General features: G+C 62.5%; 17 protein-coding genes. 1 reads left to right on the top strand and 16 read right to left on the bottom strand.

Translation table 11 applies throughout. The features are described from left to right. Positions 1-154: 154 nt before the first annotated feature. Positions 155-1,288: a sensor histidine kinase gene (locus ACIPL0_RS00240; protein WP_400595065.1), complete on the bottom strand. Its 1,134-nt coding sequence runs from the start codon at positions 1,286-1,288 to the stop codon at positions 155-157. Between the two features lie 464 nt (positions 1,289-1,752). On the opposite strand from ACIPL0_RS00240, the gene ACIPL0_RS00235 reads away from it, so the two are divergent. After that, positions 1,753-2,022, top strand: coding sequence for a hypothetical protein (locus ACIPL0_RS00235; protein ID WP_400595067.1), 270 nt, complete (start codon positions 1,753-1,755; stop codon positions 2,020-2,022). A gap of 62 nt (positions 2,023-2,084) precedes the next feature. On the opposite strand, the gene ureC is transcribed toward ACIPL0_RS00235, so the two are convergent. From ureC to ACIPL0_RS00160, 15 genes are all read right to left on the bottom strand, one after another. After that, positions 2,085-3,785 (bottom strand): urease subunit alpha, encoded by a 1,701-nt coding sequence (ureC, locus tag ACIPL0_RS00230; RefSeq protein ID WP_400595069.1) that lies wholly within the window; start codon positions 3,783-3,785, stop codon positions 2,085-2,087. A 128-nt stretch (positions 3,786-3,913) separates the two neighbouring features. Beyond that, positions 3,914-4,219 (bottom strand): urease subunit beta, encoded by a 306-nt coding sequence (locus ACIPL0_RS00225; protein ID WP_400595071.1) that lies wholly within the window; start codon positions 4,217-4,219, stop codon positions 3,914-3,916. After that, positions 4,216-4,752, bottom strand: coding sequence for a GNAT family N-acetyltransferase (locus tag ACIPL0_RS00220; protein ID WP_400595073.1), 537 nt, complete (start codon positions 4,750-4,752; stop codon positions 4,216-4,218). The genes ACIPL0_RS00225 and ACIPL0_RS00220 overlap by 4 nt, the downstream gene beginning before the upstream one ends. Before the next feature lie 26 nt (positions 4,753-4,778). Then, positions 4,779-5,330, bottom strand: coding sequence for a GNAT family N-acetyltransferase (locus ACIPL0_RS00215; RefSeq protein WP_400595075.1), 552 nt, complete (start codon positions 5,328-5,330; stop codon positions 4,779-4,781). Between the two features lie 30 nt (positions 5,331-5,360). Next, positions 5,361-5,663, bottom strand: coding sequence for an urease subunit gamma (gene ureA / locus ACIPL0_RS00210; protein ID WP_400595077.1), 303 nt, complete (start codon positions 5,661-5,663; stop codon positions 5,361-5,363). A 247-nt stretch (positions 5,664-5,910) separates the two neighbouring features. Beyond that, positions 5,911-6,756, bottom strand: a complete 846-nt coding sequence (locus ACIPL0_RS00205; protein ID WP_400595079.1) for an urease accessory protein UreD — start codon at positions 6,754-6,756, stop codon at positions 5,911-5,913. 50 nt (positions 6,757-6,806) lie between these two features. Then, positions 6,807-7,505, bottom strand: coding sequence for an urea ABC transporter ATP-binding subunit UrtE (gene urtE / locus ACIPL0_RS00200; protein ID WP_400595081.1), 699 nt, complete (start codon positions 7,503-7,505; stop codon positions 6,807-6,809). Positions 7,506-7,635: 130 nt separating this feature from the next. Next, on the bottom strand, positions 7,636-8,490 hold the full coding sequence (urtD, locus tag ACIPL0_RS00195; RefSeq protein ID WP_400595083.1) for an urea ABC transporter ATP-binding protein UrtD: 855 nt from the start codon (positions 8,488-8,490) through the stop codon (positions 7,636-7,638). Between the two features lie 10 nt (positions 8,491-8,500). Next, positions 8,501-9,577: an urea ABC transporter permease subunit UrtC gene (urtC, locus tag ACIPL0_RS00190; RefSeq protein ID WP_400595085.1), complete on the bottom strand. Its 1,077-nt coding sequence runs from the start codon at positions 9,575-9,577 to the stop codon at positions 8,501-8,503. Next, complete coding sequence (urtB, locus tag ACIPL0_RS00185; RefSeq protein ID WP_400595087.1) at positions 9,577-11,166, bottom strand: urea ABC transporter permease subunit UrtB; 1,590 nt, start codon at positions 11,164-11,166, stop codon at positions 9,577-9,579. Before urtB ends, urtC begins: the two co-directional genes overlap by 1 nt. A 184-nt stretch (positions 11,167-11,350) precedes the next feature. After that, complete coding sequence (gene urtA, locus ACIPL0_RS00180; protein WP_400595089.1) at positions 11,351-12,616, bottom strand: urea ABC transporter substrate-binding protein; 1,266 nt, start codon at positions 12,614-12,616, stop codon at positions 11,351-11,353. 498 nt (positions 12,617-13,114) lie between these two features. After that, on the bottom strand, positions 13,115-14,488 hold the full coding sequence (locus tag ACIPL0_RS00175; RefSeq protein ID WP_400595091.1) for a PepSY-associated TM helix domain-containing protein: 1,374 nt from the start codon (positions 14,486-14,488) through the stop codon (positions 13,115-13,117). 91 nt (positions 14,489-14,579) lie between these two features. Next, entirely contained in the window at positions 14,580-14,987 is a 408-nt protein-coding gene (locus ACIPL0_RS00170) for a DUF2946 domain-containing protein (protein ID WP_400595199.1), read from the bottom strand. Between the two features lie 109 nt (positions 14,988-15,096). Then, positions 15,097-15,570, bottom strand: coding sequence for a copper chaperone PCu(A)C (locus tag ACIPL0_RS00165; protein ID WP_400595093.1), 474 nt, complete (start codon positions 15,568-15,570; stop codon positions 15,097-15,099). A gap of 53 nt (positions 15,571-15,623) precedes the next feature. Then, a complete protein-coding gene (locus tag ACIPL0_RS00160; RefSeq protein WP_400595095.1) occupies positions 15,624-16,040 on the bottom strand; it encodes a DUF2946 domain-containing protein in 417 nt (138 codons plus the stop codon). Positions 16,041-16,056: the final 16 nt, after the last annotated feature.

The following is a 16,056-nucleotide window of genomic DNA, read 5'->3' as shown; positions in this document are numbered from 1 at the left end:
TGGCTTGCCCTGCGACCGGCTGCGCAGCAGTCGTAAATCCGGGATACGTGGTGTGTCTGGGTTGCATTGTCGTCAGGTTTTACGACGACTTCGTCGCCGCTCGCAGGGCAAGCCAGCTCCTACAGGATCGGGCGTCCAATCCAGGCGGGCAGCATCAGGCTTTCTTCGGCAACACCACCGTAAACGTCGTGCCATCCCCGAAATTCGAGGTCACGGTGATGCTGCCGCCGTGGGCGTTGACCACTTCCTTGACGATGAACAGGCCCAACCCCAGGCTGGTCGACGGGCTGTGGACGCCGGCTTCTTCGTTGATTGAGCGCACCAGCGGGTCGAAAATGCTGCCAATGGCTTCCTGGGCGATCGGCTCGCCGTCGTTGTGCACCGACAGGCTGACGTGATTGTCGCTGCCCACCAGCGTGACGGTGATCCGGTGGGTCGAGGCGCCGTGTTGCAGGGCGTTGCCGATCAGGTTCTGCAGCATCTGGCTGATCCGCGCGCGATCCCATTCACCCTGGGTGTTGCCGCTGGTGTTGAACACCGGGTCGCAGTCTGGCTGCCCGGCGCTGGCTTCTTCGATGGCCTCGCGACAGGCGGCGGTCATCTCCATGGGGCTGCGTTCCACCGGCAGGGTCACGCCAAGACGGCTGCGAACGAATTCCAGCAGGTCGCTGACCATGGTCGCCATGTGCCGGCTGCTGCTCTTGATGCGCTTGATATACGCCAATTCCGACTCGCCCAGACCGGCCTTGCGCAGCAACACTTCCGAGGACAGGCTTATTGCCTGCAACGGTGCGCGCAGATCGTGGCCGAGGATGGCGAGAAAGATGTCCCGTGACCGGGTGACCCGCTCGGCGTAGGCGGCAGTGGACTCGGCCAGCGCTTCGTCGATGGCCTCGTTGAAGCGGATCATGTCGGTAAAGTGCGTGATCTCCGGTGAAACCAGGCTGTCTGCCCAGAAGCGGATCACCGTTGCACGCAGGTTGCGAAACTCCGAGGTCATTTGCACCAGATCGAAGCCCACGATGTGGCGCAATTCGCCATGGCTGGCGGCGGCCTCATCCAGCGTCGGCGTCTTGCCGACGTCCTCGCCCTGGGCCTTGGCAATCTGCTCTGCACGGGTCTGCGCGGTGTTCATGTCGCGGGCCGCGGCCAGCAGGATCGATTTCGCATGATCGCGCAGCTCCACGCGGTTCATCGTCTCGGCGGCCGGGGTCAGGGTGGCGGCGAACTTTTCCCATTCATCGACGATGCGGTCTACGTTCTGCACGATGAAATCGGATAAACGCATGGGCGGCTACCTTGCTGGTCTGGCACTGGGAATGAGGGGCATCTTGCGCCAAGTCTAGACCGGAAGGACAGAGGATTTACCCGAAACACCACGAACCTGTAGGAGCCGGCTTGCTGGCGAATGCGCTAAGTCATTCGTTGTGGGGTGTCTGAAACGACGCATCGCGGGCAAGCGCGCTCCTACGGTGGGTCGGCGTGGAACATGGCGCTGCGGACCACCCAGACCTTGTAGGAGTGAGCTTGCTCGCGATTCCGTTCTGACCGTCATCTCAGATGTCACAGTCAGATCGCTATCGCGAGCAAGCTCACTCCTACAGAAAGGCGCAAGAAGGCTCGTCAGAACAGAAAATACCGCTGCGCCATCGGCAGTACGCCCGCCGGTCTGTTGTCAGTCGCTGCGGTGGAAGCCGCCTTGAGGGACGCCTAACGTTAGGTGTGCAGTACCACTCAATTCATGGTTCAAGGATGGACGTCATGCTTAAAGCAGAGTTTGAGCAATACATCGACGGGGAAATTTCCCTGCTGACCGAAAAAGTCAACGACGACAAGCATTCAGCCAACGATGAAGTGTCGGCCGGGAAGCTGACGTTCTATCTGGCATTGCGGGGGTTCATGACCGGACAGGTTTCCAATGAAGCTCGCGGCATCATTGGGGCGGTCAATGACACCTTGCAAAAGCTGCAACTGATCGACGGCCGGGCCACATTGCCGACCATCGTCGCCAATTTGCGCTAAACAGAGGGAGGCAGCCGAACAGGTGCTTGCCTGCCGTTACGCGCAGGCAAGCACTCGGGTTGTCAGAACAGAAAATACCGCTGTGCCATCGGCAACACCTCGGCCGGTTCACACCACAGCAGCACGCCGTCGGCCTTGACCTGATAGGTCTGCGGATCGACGTCGATCTTCGGCAGGTAGTCGTTGTGGATCAGGTCGGCCTTGGTCACGCTGCGGCAGCCCTTGACCACGCCAATCTGCTTCTTCAAACCCAGTTGCTCCGGTACGCCTGCGTCCATGGCCGCCTGGCTGATGAAGGTCAGGCTGCTGGCGTGCAGCGAGCTGCCGTGGCTGGCGAACATCGGGCGGTAGTGCACCGGCTGCGGGGTCGGGATCGACGCGTTGGCGTCGCCCATCAGGCTGGCAGCGATGGAGCCGCCCTTGAGGATCAGCGTCGGCTTGACCCCGAAGAACGCCGGGCGCCACAGCACCAGATCGGCCCATTTGCCCACTTCGATGGAGCCCACTTCATGGCTGATGCCGTGGGTGATCGCCGGGTTGATGGTGTATTTGGCGATGTAGCGTTTGGCGCGGAAGTTGTCGTTGCCTTCGCTGTCACCAGGCAGCGGGCCGCGCTGGCGCTTCATCTTGTCGGCGGTCTGCCAGGTGCGCAGGATCACCTCGCCGACGCGGCCCATGGCCTGACTGTCGGAGCTGAGCATGGAGAATGCGCCGAGGTCGTGCAGGATGTCTTCGGCGGCGATGGTTTCGCGGCGGATGCGGCTTTCGGCGAAGGCCACGTCCTCGGCGATGCTCGGGTCCAGGTGATGGCAGACCATCAACATGTCCAGGTGCTCGTCGATGGTGTTTTTGGTGAACGGCCGGGTCGGGTTGGTCGAGCTCGGCAGCACGTTGGGGAAGCCGCAGGCCTTGATGATGTCCGGCGCGTGGCCGCCACCGGCACCTTCGGTGTGATAGGTGTGGATGGTGCGGTTCTTGAACGCGCCGAGGGTGGTTTCGACGAAGCCCGACTCGTTCAGCGTGTCGGTGTGGATCGCCACCTGTACGTCGTACTGGTCGGCCACGCTCAGGCAGTTGTCGATGGCCGCCGGGGTGGTGCCCCAGTCTTCGTGCAGCTTGAGGCCGATCGCGCCGGCCTTGACCTGCTCGATCAACGGTTCCGGCAGGCTGACGTTGCCCTTGCCGGTGAAACCGATGTTCATAGGGAAGGCTTCGGCAGCCTGCAGCATGCGCATCATGTGCCATTTGCCGGGGGTGACGGTGGTGGCGTTGGTGCCGGTGGCCGGGCCCGTGCCGCCGCCGATCATGGTGGTCACGCCGCTCATCAGCGCTTCTTCGATCTGCTGCGGACAGATGAAGTGGATGTGCGTGTCGACGCCGCCGGCGGTGAGGATCATGCCTTCACCGGCGATGACTTCGGTGGCGGTGCCGACCGCGATGGTCACGCCGGGCTGGATGTCCGGGTTGCCGGCCTTGCCGATGGCGGCGATGCGCCCGTCCTTGAGGCCGACGTCGGCCTTGACGATGCCCCAGTGGTCGATGATCAGCGCGTTGGTGATCAGCGTGTCGACCACCTCGTCGGCTGGCAACTGGCCCTGACCCATGCCGTCACGGATGACCTTGCCGCCGCCGAATTTCACTTCTTCACCGTAAACCGTGAAGTCCTGCTCGACCTCGATCCACAGCTCGGTGTCGGCCAGACGCACACGGTCGCCGACGGTAGGGCCGAACATGTCGGCGTAGGCTTGTCTGGAAATTTTCATGCTGAATCCTTGTGTGATTTCTTGGCGATCGCAGCGCGGCCCATCGCGAGCAAGCTCACTCCTACAGGTCATGCACCGTTCTGTAGGAGTGAGCTTGCTCGCGATGACGTCAGTTCAGGCAACGGACATCAAAGATCGCCCATCACCCGCCCGGCAAAGCCGAATACCCGACGATGACCGGCCAGATCTACCAGTTCCACCTCGCGGGCCTGGCCCGGCTCGAAGCGCACGGCGGTGCCGGCCGGGATGTTCAGGCGCATGCCGCGGCTGGCGGCGCGGTCGAAGGTGAGGGCGTCGTTGGTCTCGAAAAAATGAAAATGCGAGCCGACTTGAATCGGCCGGTCGCCACTGTTGGCAACGCTCAGGGTGACGGTGCGGCGACCGGCATTGAGTTCGATGTCACCGGGCTGGATCCGGTACTCACCAGGGATCATGCGCTCTTCCTCGACAGTAACTTGTAGTAAATGGCGGTGGCGTGATACTCGCCGTCGGGGTTGCAGGCGTAGTCCGGCAGCCTGCCGGACAGCTCGTAACCCAGGGCGCGGTAGAAATCTTCGGCAGGCGAACCTGACAGGGTGTCGAGAAACAGCAGCCCGCGATTGTGTTGGCGAGCCGCCTGCTCCACGGCGTTCATCAGTTGTGTGGCCAGGCCGCGACGGCGGGCGTGGTGCAGTACCAGCAGTTTCTGCACTTCGGCACGGTTCAGGCCGTTGGCCTTCTGACACAGCGCCAGTTGCACCGTGGCCAGCACCTGCTCTTCCTGAACCACCACCCACATCAGCACTTTGCCTTCCTCGACCTCAGTCCTGATGCCTTCCCACCAGCTGTACGCTTCATCGGCGTTCAGGTCGGCCATGAACCCGACCGATGCGCCGCGATGCACCGCGTCGAGCAACAGCGCCACCAGACCGTGGCGGTAATGCGCAAAGCTTTCACTGGTGACACGTCGTAACTGGGCAGCATTCATGGGCAGACGTCCTTTCGATGAGAAAATCAGACTACAGCGGGTTTGGCCGGTGCTTGCGACGGTGGCGCCGAGGCGCCCGGCGACAGGTCCAGTTGCATGAACGTCAGGTCCAGCCAGCGACCGAACTTGGTGCCGACCTGGGGCATCTGCCCGGTGGTGACGAAGCCCTGACGCTCGTGCAGGTAAATCGACGCCGCGTTACCGCTTTCGATGGCCGCGACCATCATGTGCTTGTCGCAGGCGCGGGCGCGTTCGATCAGTGCTTTCATCAGCAGCGGACCGAGGCCGTTGCCGCGTTGATCGGCACGCACGTACACCGAATGTTCCACGGTGTGGCGGAAGCCTTCAAACGGGCGCCAGTCGCCGAACGACGAATAGCCCAGCACCTGTCCGGCGGCGTCGACCACCACCAGAATCGGGTAGGCCTGGGTCTGGCGGGCGGCAAACCACGCCTCGCGGTTGGCCAGGTCCACCGGTTGTTCGTTCCAGATCGCCGTGGTGTTGAGGACGGCGTCGTTGTAGATATCCAGCACGGCAGGCATGTCAGTCAGCAGCGCGTCACGAATCGTATAAGTCATGTTCGTTTTCACTTGGTAAAAAGCAGGGTGTCAGGCAATCGGCTGGTGCACGGTGACCAGTTTGGTGCCGTCCGGGAAGGTGGCCTCGACCTGGATCTCCGGGATCATTTCCGGGACGCCTTCCATCACTTGTTCACGGCTCAGCAGGGTGGTGCCGTAATGCATCAGCTCGGCAACGGTCTGGCCATCACGGGCGCCTTCCAGCAGGGCGGCGGAGATGAAAGCCATGGCTTCCGGGTAATTGAGCTTCAAACCCCGTGCCAGCCGCCGCTCGGCGACCAGTCCGGCGGTGAAGATCAGCATCTTGTCTTTTTCGCGTGGCGTCAGATCCATGTGTTTTTCCGTTTCAAATAACTCAATAACTCGGGTTCGCCGACCGTTGTAGGAGCTGGCTTGTCCTGCGACCGGCGGGGAACCCGCCGTAAAACCTGACGACTATGCGATCCTGACACACCGCATTTACCGGTTTTACGACTGCTTCGCAGCCGGTCGCAGGGCAAGCCAGCTCCTACAAGGGGATGTGTTACCCCTGTGGGAGCGAATTCATTCGCGATGGCGCCGGCCTGGGCGATGCGGTTCTTCAGGTACTCCAGATCCTCGGTGCCACCGCCTCGCGGCCCAACAGGGCCGGGCGCAGCAGTTTCCATAATTCGATCAGCCAGGCCCGTGCATGCAGGGCTTCATCGGCCAGGCAGCGGGCGATGATCAGCCCCGGCAACTGGCTGAGGTCGCCGCGCAGCGAGGCGTGCCCGGCCAGTTCGCGGCAGCGCTCCAGCAGTTCGGCGTCGATCTCGCCAGTGACGATCAGCGTGGCGAACACCGGTTTGCCATTCAGCCCCACCGGCGAATCAAGCAGGCCGTCATTGCCGACGATGCGCTGGCGTTCGTGCCAGAGCAGCTTGCCGTCGCGGCGGATGTCCAGATGCGCCTGAAAATGCCCCTGGTCGAAACGCTCGCCACTGGCCGGACGACCCAGCGCGACCGTATCCCAGTAGAGCAGGCGGGCGTCGCCTTGCAAGTCGATACGCGTGGTCAGCTCGGCGCGGGCGTCGCTGTAGACGATGGTTTCCTGCGGCAGCCATTCCAGGGTCGCACCTGCGGCCACTTTCAGATCCAGTTGCTGATAGGCCGGGCTGGTCGCGCGGTACCACTTGGCGGCGCCGGGGCTGGTCAGTTGCGCCCAGGCGTAGGCCCCGACGTCGGCGCTGATGTCCAGCCGGTCGCCGCCGGCAATACCGCCCGGCGGGTGAACAATGATGTGCTGGCAGACTTCAGGGCCTTCGGCGTACAGGTGCTTCTGCACCCGCAGCGGGCCCTTGTGACGACGCTGGACCGGCCGCGTGCTGTCGCCGAAGCGGCCATAGCCCAGCTCCAGCTCGGCATGCCAGCTGGGGGTGAACAGGTCGGAACGGGCAGGAAGATTCATGGCATTCATTATCGTTTTTCGAGGGCGTCTACCTTAACCGAATGGCGGCCTCAGATGGTCACCAGACCACGCACGCCTTCGGCCTCCATATGCTCGCCGCGACCTTGCTGAATGATCTCGCCACGGGACATGACGATGTACTGATCGGCCAGCTCGGCGGCGAAGTCGTAGAACTGCTCGACCAACAGGATCGCCATGTCGCCACGGGCGGCGAGTTTCTTGATCACTGCGCCGATTTCCTTGATCACCGACGGCTGAATGCCCTCGGTCGGCTCATCGAGAATCAGCAGACGCGGGCGGCTGGCGAGGGCACGACCGATCGCCAGTTGTTGTTGCTGACCACCGGACAGATCGCCGCCGCGACGGTGCTTCATCTGCAGCAGCACCGGGAACAGCTCGTAGATGAACGCCGGCACTTCCTTGGCTTCGGAGCCGGGAAAACGCGACAGGCCCATCAGCAGGTTTTCTTCCACGGTCAGCCGGCCGAAGATTTCCCGGCCCTGGGGCACGTAAGCGATGCCGGCATGCACGCGCTGGTGCGGCTTGAAACCGGTGATCGGCTTGCCTTCCCACTGCACTGCGCCTTCCTTGGCCGGCAGCAGGCCCATCAGCACCTTCAGCAGCGTGGTCTTGCCCACGCCGTTACGGCCGAGCAGGCAGGTGACTTCGCCGATCTTCACGTCAAAAGACAGGCCGCGCAGGATGTGGCTGCCGCCGTAGTACTGGTGAAGCTTTTCTACCTGGAGCATGTCCGGGTCCCCATGCAATTGTGTTCAAACTGTAGGAGTGAGCTTGCTCGCGATAGCGGACTCTCAGCCGATGAAGATGTCGATTCTGAAGTCCTCATCGCGAGCAAGCTCACTCCTACAAAGGTTTCGCTCAGCGGCCCAGATACACCTCGATCACCCGCTCATCGGCCTGCACGTCTTCCAGCGAGCCTTCGGCTAGCACGCTGCCCTGGTGCAGCACGGTGACGTGGTCGGCGATGGTGCCGACGAAGCCCATGTCGTGCTCGACCACCATCAGCGAGTGCTTGCCGGCCAGGCTCTTGAACAGCTCGGCGGTGAATTCGGTTTCGGCGTCGGTCATGCCGGCCACCGGCTCGTCGAGCAGCAGCAATTGCGGGTCCTGGACCAGCAGCATGCCGATCTCCAGAAACTGCTTCTGGCCGTGGGACAGCAGACCCGCCGGGCGCGCCATCGAGGTGGTCAGGCGAATCGTCTCCAGCACCTCGTTGATACGATCACGCTGTTCGCCGTTGAGCTTCGCCCGCAGGCTGGCCCATACCGATTTGTCGGTCTTCTGCGCCAGTTCCAGGTTCTCGAACACGCTCAGCGCTTCGAACACGGTCGGCTTCTGGAACTTGCGGCCGATGCCAGCCTGGGCGATCTGCACTTCGCTCATCTTGGTCAGATCCAGCGTCTCGCCGAACCAGGCCTTGCCGTGGGTCGGGCGGGTCTTACCGGTGATCACGTCCATCAGCGTGGTTTTGCCCGCGCCGTTGGGGCCGATGATGCAGCGCAGTTCGCCGACGCCGATGTACAGGTTCAGATCGTTGAGGGCCTTGAAGCCGTCGAAACTGACGCTGATGTCTTCCAGGGTCAGGATGGTGCCGTGCAGGGTGTTCAGGCCCCGACCGGCACTCTGACCCAGACCGATGGCGTCGCGGCTGGTGCCGGCGTCGCTGTTCGGGTCGAGCACCGGATCGAAGGCGGGCGTGGCAGAGTTTTTCATGGTTCGCTCCTCATCTTGAGCGGGTCTTGATCAGGCCGATCACGCCCTTGGGCAGGTACAGCGTCACCACGATGAACAGCGCGCCGAGGAAGAACAGCCAGTATTCCGGGAAGGCCACGGTGAACCAGCTCTTCATGCCGTTGACCAGCCCTGCGCCGAGCAGCGGGCCGATCAGCGTGCCGCGACCACCCAGCGCCACCCATACGGCGGCTTCGATGGAGTTGGTCGGCGACATTTCGCTGGGGTTGATGATGCCGACCTGCGGCACATACAACGCCCCGGCCAGGCCGCAGAGCACGGCGCTCAGCACCCAGACGAACAGCTTGAAGCCGCGTGGGTCGTAGCCGCAGAACATCAGGCGGTTTTCTGCATCGCGCACCGCTGTCAGCACCCGGCCGAACTTGCTCCGCGCCAGCCGCCAGCCCACGTACAGGCTGCCGACCAGCAACACCACGGTCAGCAGAAACAACACGGCACGGGTGCCCTGGGAGGTGATGCTGAAACCCAGAATGCTGCGGAAGTTGGTGAAGCCGTTGTTGCCGCCGAAGCCGGTCTCGTTGCGGAAGAACAGCAGCATGCCGGCGAAGGTCAGGGCCTGGGTCATGATCGAGAAATACACGCCCTTGATCCGCGAGCGGAAGGCGAAGAAGCCGAACACCAGTGCCAGCAAACCTGGCGCCAGCACCACCAGGCACATGGCCCAGAGGAAATGCTGGGTGCCGACCCAGTACCACGGTAGCTCGGTCCACGACAGGAAGGTCATGAACGCCGGCAGGCCGTCGCCCGAGGCTTCGCGCATCAGGTACATGCCCATCGCGTAGCCGCCGAGGGCGAAGAACAGACCGTGGCCGAGCGACAGCAGGCCGGCGTAACCCCAAACCAGATCCAGCGCCAGGGCAACGATGGCGTAGCAGAGGATCTTGCCGACCAGGGTCAGGGTGTAGGCCGACACCTGCAGGCTGTTGCCATCGGGCAGCAGCGACAGCAGCGGCAGGGCGATCAGCAGGGCGAGAACGATCACGCCCACGCTGATCGTGACTTTGGTGCCGGCGCGTTGCGCGGCAGTGACCATCAGTGGCTGGTTCATCAGTCGATCACCCGTCCCTTGAGAGCGAAGAGGCCTTGCGGACGTTTCTGGATAAACAGAATGATCAGCGCCAGGATCAGAATCTTGCCCAGCACTGCGCCGATCTGCGGTTCGAGAATCTTGTTGGCGATGCCCAGGCCGAACGCGGCCATGACGCTGCCGGCCAGTTGCCCGACGCCGCCGAGCACCACCACCAGGAACGAGTCGATGATGTAGCTCTGGCCCAGATCAGGGCCGACGTTGCCGATCTGGCTCAGGGCCACACCGCCAAGGCCGGCGATGCCGGAGCCGAGCCCGAAGGCCATCATGTCTATGCGCCCGGTGGGCACGCCGCAGCAGGCGGCCATGTTGCGGTTCTGGGTCACGGCGCGCACGTTCAGGCCCAGACGGGTCTTGTTCAGCAGCAGCCAGGTCAGCACCACCACGAACAGGGCGAAGCCAATGATGATGATGCGGTTGTATGGCAGCACCAGATTCGGCAGCACCTGAATGCCGCCGGACAGCCAGGCCGGGTTGGCCACTTCGACGTTCTGCGCGCCGAACAGCACGCGGATCAGCTGGATCAGCATCAGGCTGATGCCCCAGGTCGCCAGCAGGGTTTCCAGCGGGCGGCCATAGAGGTGGCGAATCACCGTGCGCTCCAGCGCCATGCCGATGCCGGCTGTGACGAAGAACGCCACCGGCAGCGCCACCAGCGGATACAGCTCGATGGCGCCGGGGGCGTAGCGCTGGAACATGATCTGCACGACATAGGTGGCGTAGGCGCCGAGCATCAGCATCTCGCCGTGGGCCATGTTGATCACGCCGAGCAGGCCGAAGGTAATCGCCAGACCCAGCGCTGCCAGCAGCAGGATCGAGCCCAGCGAGACGCCGCTGAACACCTGGCCGAGCACTTCGCCGACCATCAGTTTGCGTTTGACTTGCGCCAGGCTGGTTTCCGCCGCCAGGCGTACGGTGGGGTCGGTTTCGACATTCGGTTCCAGCAGGTTTTCCAGGCGGGTGCGGGCCAGCGGGTCACCGGTTTCACCGAGCAGGCGCACCGCCGCCAGCCGTACGGTCGGGCTGGTGTCGACCAGTTGCAGGTTGGCCAGTGCCAGATTCAGCGCCGAATGTACGGCGTCGTCTTTTTCATCGGCCACCCGTTGCATGAGCAGCTGCAACTGGGCCGGGCGGGCGCTCTTTTGCAGGGTTTGCGCTGCGGCCAGACGCCGTTTGGCATCCGGGTCGAACAGGCGATGGCTGGCCAGCGCGGTTTCCACCAGGCCGCGCAGGCGGTTGTTGAGGCTGATGGATTGCGGCTCGTCCGGGTTGGGCGCATCGGCCAGCGCCGGGGCGTTCGGGTCGACGGCGGTGAACGCATCGCCGTTCTGGATAAAAGCGCGATTGCTGCTGTCGGCGGCGACGCGGCCTTCCTGCAGGGCAATCAGTAGATCGAGGCGCGCCGGCTCGGGCTTGGCCGCCCAGGCTTCCAGCAGTTCGGCGCGCTCGGAGGATTCGGCCGCGACAAAGTCACCGGCATCACTGGCATGTGCTGCGAACGGCAGCAACAGGCTCAGGGCGAGAATGAGGCGGTAGAGAGATTTGGGCATATCGGTGTCCTGAAAGCACCCGCACGACGTACGTCGTGCGAGGAACTGTAGGAGTGAGCTTGCTCGCGATTGCGTGCTGTCTATGACATCTGTATTGCCTGACACACCGCAATCGCGAGCAAGCTCACTCCTACAGGGATAGGTTCAGCCGGAAAATTCGTCCGGCTGTGTACCTTGTTTTTCCTTAGTTACCCTTCACCGCATAGTCCGGCTTCTTGTCGTTGCCTGGAATGAACGGGCTCCACGGCTGGGCGCGCAGCGGCTCCTTGGTTTTCCAGACCACGTTGAACTGACCGTCGGACTTTATCTCGCCGATCATCACCGGCTTGTGCAGGTGGTGGTTGGTCTTGTCCATTTCCAGGGTGAAGCCCGACGGCGCGGCGAAGGTCTGGCCGGCCATGGCTTCGCGGACTTTATCCACATCGGTCGACTTGGCTTTCTCGACCGCCTGCGCCCACATGTGGATGCCGACGTAAGTGGCTTCCATCGGGTCGTTGGTCACGGCCTTGTCGGCGTTCGGCAGGTTGTGGGCCTTGGCGTAGGCTTTCCAGTCGGCGACGAACTTGGTGTTGACCGGGTTCTTGACCGATTCGAAGTAGTTCCAGGCGGCGAGGTTGCCCACCAGCGGCTTGGTGTCGACGCCACGCAGTTCTTCTTCGCCGACCGAGAACGCCACGACCGGAACGTCGGTGGCTTTCAGGCCCTGGTTGCCCAGTTCCTTGTAGAACGGCACGTTGGAGTCGCCGTTGACGGTGGAGATCACCGCAGTCTTGCCGCCAGCGGAGAATTTCTTGATGTTGGCGACGATGGTTTGATAGTCGCTGTGGCCGAACGGGGTGTAGACCTCTTCGATGTCGCTGTCCTTCACGCCTTTGGAGTGCAGGAACGAACGCAGAATCTTGTTGGTGGTACGCGGGTAGACATAGTCGGTGCCGAGCAGGAAGAAGCGCTTGGCTGCGCCGCCGTCTTCGCTCATCAGGTACTCGACCGCAGGAATCGCCTGTTGGTTAGGCGCCGCGCCGGTATAGAACACGTTCGGCGACATCTCTTCACCCTCGTACTGCACCGGGTAGAACAGCAGGCCGTTCAACTCTTCAAACACCGGCAATACCGACTTGCGCGAGACCGAGGTCCAGCAGCCGAACACCACGGAGACCTTGTCCTGGGTCAGCAACTGACGCGCCTTTTCCGCGAACAGCGGCCAGTTCGACGCCGGGTCGACCACCACCGCCTCCAGCTTCTTGCCATTGACGCCGCCCTTGGCGTTGATTTCGTCGATGGTCATCAGCGCCATGTCCTTGAGCGAGGTCTCGGAGATGGCCATGGTGCCGGACAAAGAATGCAGAATGCCGACCTTGATGGTCTCGGCGGCCTGGACGGTCCAGGTCAAACCCATGGCGGCGATCGATGCGGACAAGGTGAACGCTTTAAGCAAACTACGACGCTTCATTGGTTAGCTCCATTCTTTGATTTTTTAGAAATGACTGCAGTTGGCGGTGCAGAGGTTGAGGCTGCAGAGGTCATAGCAAAGGGTGGGCCAAGGCGAAAAACGTCGCAAAATCGAAGGAAAGCGTCGCTTGCGGGGGAGGGGTTGCACCAATCTGGGATGAACGGCGCCGCGTGGTGCGCCCGGCGCTCTGATCTGGTGCGCAAAGCTGTCGTGGTCGACAGGTTTTTACATCCAGGCGGATGGGCCCGGCATCGATCTGGATTCTGGGCGAAGCCCGTAGGAGCCGGCTTGCTGGCGAAAGCGGTGGGTCTGTCGCCGAACGGGGTGGCTGGCAAATCGGTTCGCCAGCAAGCCGGCTCCCACAGGAAAGGGGCCAGTCAGGAGGGCGTGTGTGCGAATTGCGAATGGCGGGAAAAAAGAGCGGGGCCTGAAACCGGAATCGAGGAGGAATTCATCACTAAACCACTCAAAAAGGTTTCAGGCCCCGCAGCACGCAATCTAAGCTGTTGCCGCCGATTTGGCAAAGCGCGAAAGGGCTATCCGATCGAGCAACCATACTGCCAGCATGGAAATCCCGACGAGCGGAAAGGCCACGCCCAGAATCAGCATCACCCCGGTCGCGACTTTCCAGCGCGGCAGGTCATGACGCAGCGGCGGAACACCGAAGCCATTCTGCGGACGACGCTTCCACCAGATGACAATGCCGCTGACCGAACTGAGCAGCACCATCAGGCAGATGAACAGAATCACCAGCTGATTCAGCCAGCCGAACATCTTGCCCTCATGCAGCATCACGCCCAGCTCGGTGGCTTTCGACACCGTGCTGTAATCGCTGTAACGCACGTCGGCCAGCACCTTGCCGCTGTATTGATCGACATGCAGGGTCGCGTCGTTGCGTGGGTCATCGGCAAACACCGACACCGTGAATACGCCGTCCGCGGATTTAGGCGCGGTGATGCTGTAGCCGGGTTCGATCTTGCGTTCGCTCGCGATGTCGACCACCCGTTGCAGGGTAATGCTCGGACTGGCCGGCGCAGCGGACATGCCGCCATGGTTCATGTGCTCGGCGTGATCGCCGGACGACACCGGCATCGGCGTGTTTTCCAAGGCCCATGGCACGGTCTGCACACTGGCAGTGTTCAATTCACCGGCCTGTTTTGCGGATTTCGGCACGTCATTCCACATGGCCGCCGGGAAGGTGTTCCATACGTCGGCGTAGACCTTGCCCCACATGCCGGTCCAGGTCATGCCGCTGAGCAACATGAACAGCAGCGCCACCGAACCCCAGAAGCCGGTCACGGCATGCAGGTCGCGCCAGATCAGTCGGCCTCGCGCGTTCAGCCGTGGCCAGAGCACGCCCGCCGCCGAGCGACCGCGCGGCCACCACAGGTACAACCCGGACACCACCAGCACGATGCCCCAGCCAGCGGCCAGCTCAACCAGGCGGTCGCCGACCGTGCCAACCATCAACTCACCGTGCAGTTTGCGGGCGATGGCCTGCAGGTTGTTCTGCGCGTCCTGGGCGCCGAGCACCTTGCCGCTGTACGGGTCGAGGAACAGATTGACCTCGCGGCCATCCTGTTTCACCACGAACTGCGCGCTGCTCTCGGCGTTGACGGGCGGCAGGTACTTGCTGACCGCCACATGTGGATAAGCCTCCAGCACCCGCTGTTGCTGCTCGTCGGCCGTCAGCAGGTGGTGGGCAGGTTTGACCGTCAGCAGGTCGCTGTACATCAGCGAATCGAGCTGCGGCTTGAACAGATAAATCATCCCGGTGAGTGCCAGCAGGATCATGAAGGGCGCGACGAACAGGCCGGCATAGAAGTGCCAGCGCCAGGCCAGGTTATAGAACGACACGTTGGGTTTGGACATGATGAAACGCCCCCGTCAGGGAAAAACACGGCGCAACGCGCAGGCCACCCCAGGCTTGGGGTCGCCAACGGCTACGGATCTTTTTTTGGGTTCAGACGACGGGTGCGGACGGTGGCGCGCGGGACAGGGCGTTGGGGAAAACCGTGCGTTCAGCGTGCCCCTGTTGTGGGAGCGCGCTGTAGAAATCGGCGGGATGCGGTGGCACAGGAGCGATCACCGCCAGCGTCTGGGCGATGGCCGGGCAACTGAACAGCAGGGTGCAATAGCCGCACTTGGCCCAGATCACATGGTCGACGCCGGCCATGTCGGCGCCACTGGCGTGATGGTCGGCGTGGCTGCTGGCATGGCTGTCGGCCGCCATGTCCATCGACGCCGGCATGTCGACCCCCGACGGCATCGACATGGACACCGGCATCGACATGCCCGCGTGATGCTCCATCGGCATCGACTGGGAAATCAGCGGCCCGATGAAGATCATCAGCATGGCGAACAGGCTCAGCCACGCACCCGATGTCTTGCGGGGTGCGGAGGCGGACCGGGCGTGTATCGCGGGCGTGCGCTTCACTTCGTTCAACTTCGACAGTCAGCGACCGTCAGTCTGCGTGGCGTCAATGGACGTGTGCCGGGCCTACGTCAGGTGCCTGCTTTTGCACCATGACCTCGACAGTCACGTCGCCGGTTTTCTCGAAGTGCAGGGTCAGCGGGAAGGTCTGGCCATCCACAAGCTTCGAGCGGTCTTTCAGATCCAGCAGCATGACGTGGTAAGCCATGGGGGCGAAGGTCACTTCGCCACCGGCCGGAATGTCCACCGCCTGCACATGCTGCATCTTCATCAGGCCGTCTTTGTTCACATGCTCGTGCAATTGAGCGTCGCCGGCGATGGGGCTGTCGACACCGGTCAGACGATCGGTATCGGGGCCTGCATTGCTGATAACGAAGTACGCCGCAACGGTCGGCGCATTCGGCGGCAACTCCATCGACCACGGGTGAGCAATAGAAAGATGGCCTTTTGCATACTCATGAGCATCAACATAGCAGGCCGGCAACAGCAATGTTGCCAGCAGCAGAATTTTTTTCAGCATGGACGCGAATCTCCAATTCATTCAGATACACGGGGCACGGCGTGAACGAAGAATCAGACGCGGGGAGAGGCTCTGGGACTGAGGCTGGGCCATTGCAGGCGCGGGGGTGGCACGAAAACCACGACATCGCTGGGGAAGTGCGGCGCTTCGACGGCCGTGAACAGACCCAGGCTGGTGCCTGCCGGAATCGCCACCATCGTCAGCGATCCGGAACAGCACGGACAATGCTGCATCCCGGCGTGGTTGTCCGGTAACGGCATACCCTGCTCGACCAGCCCGACCGACGTCGCCACCCACTGCGTGCCACTGCCGGTGCAGAACGAACCCCAGATCAGTTGCTCGCCTTGAGGACGCGGCATGGTCGGCGTCATCGGCATGGCCAGCATGCCGAACAACAAGGCAAAACACGCCACCCAGGCAAAGGCCCGGCGTCGTTGCAGACGGGTGGAAGTGTTTTGTTGTGTTTTCATGGGCGCCATTTAGCCT

This window comes from Pseudomonas sp. NPDC090208, assembly GCF_044746785.1.
Lineage (GTDB): Bacteria > Pseudomonadota > Gammaproteobacteria > Pseudomonadales > Pseudomonadaceae > Aquipseudomonas.
The sequence above is the reverse complement of the archived record's forward strand: the minus strand, read 5'-3'. Positions and strand labels throughout refer to the sequence as shown.

Coding starts and splice junctions, on each gene's coding strand:
- ACIPL0_RS00240 (WP_400595065.1), bottom strand. CDS start 1,288: ATGCGTTTATCCGATTTCATCGTGCAGAACGTAGACCGCATCGTCGAT.
- ACIPL0_RS00235 (WP_400595067.1), top strand. CDS start 1,753: ATGGACGTCATGCTTAAAGCAGAGTTTGAGCAATACATCGACGGGGAA.
- ureC (WP_400595069.1), bottom strand. CDS start 3,785: ATGAAAATTTCCAGACAAGCCTACGCCGACATGTTCGGCCCTACCGTC.
- ACIPL0_RS00225 (WP_400595071.1), bottom strand. CDS start 4,219: ATGATCCCTGGTGAGTACCGGATCCAGCCCGGTGACATCGAACTCAAT.
- ACIPL0_RS00220 (WP_400595073.1), bottom strand. CDS start 4,752: ATGAATGCTGCCCAGTTACGACGTGTCACCAGTGAAAGCTTTGCGCAT.
- ACIPL0_RS00215 (WP_400595075.1), bottom strand. CDS start 5,330: ATGACTTATACGATTCGTGACGCGCTGCTGACTGACATGCCTGCCGTG.
- ureA (WP_400595077.1), bottom strand. CDS start 5,663: ATGGATCTGACGCCACGCGAAAAAGACAAGATGCTGATCTTCACCGCC.
- ACIPL0_RS00205 (WP_400595079.1), bottom strand. CDS start 6,756: ATGAATCTTCCTGCCCGTTCCGACCTGTTCACCCCCAGCTGGCATGCC.
- urtE (WP_400595081.1), bottom strand. CDS start 7,505: ATGCTCCAGGTAGAAAAGCTTCACCAGTACTACGGCGGCAGCCACATC.
- urtD (WP_400595083.1), bottom strand. CDS start 8,490: ATGAAAAACTCTGCCACGCCCGCCTTCGATCCGGTGCTCGACCCGAAC.
- urtC (WP_400595085.1), bottom strand. CDS start 9,577: ATGAACCAGCCACTGATGGTCACTGCCGCGCAACGCGCCGGCACCAAA.
- urtB (WP_400595087.1), bottom strand. CDS start 11,166: ATGCCCAAATCTCTCTACCGCCTCATTCTCGCCCTGAGCCTGTTGCTG.
- urtA (WP_400595089.1), bottom strand. CDS start 12,616: ATGAAGCGTCGTAGTTTGCTTAAAGCGTTCACCTTGTCCGCATCGATC.
- ACIPL0_RS00175 (WP_400595091.1), bottom strand. CDS start 14,488: ATGTCCAAACCCAACGTGTCGTTCTATAACCTGGCCTGGCGCTGGCAC.
- ACIPL0_RS00165 (WP_400595093.1), bottom strand. CDS start 15,570: ATGCTGAAAAAAATTCTGCTGCTGGCAACATTGCTGTTGCCGGCCTGC.
- ACIPL0_RS00160 (WP_400595095.1), bottom strand. CDS start 16,040: ATGAAAACACAACAAAACACTTCCACCCGTCTGCAACGACGCCGGGCC.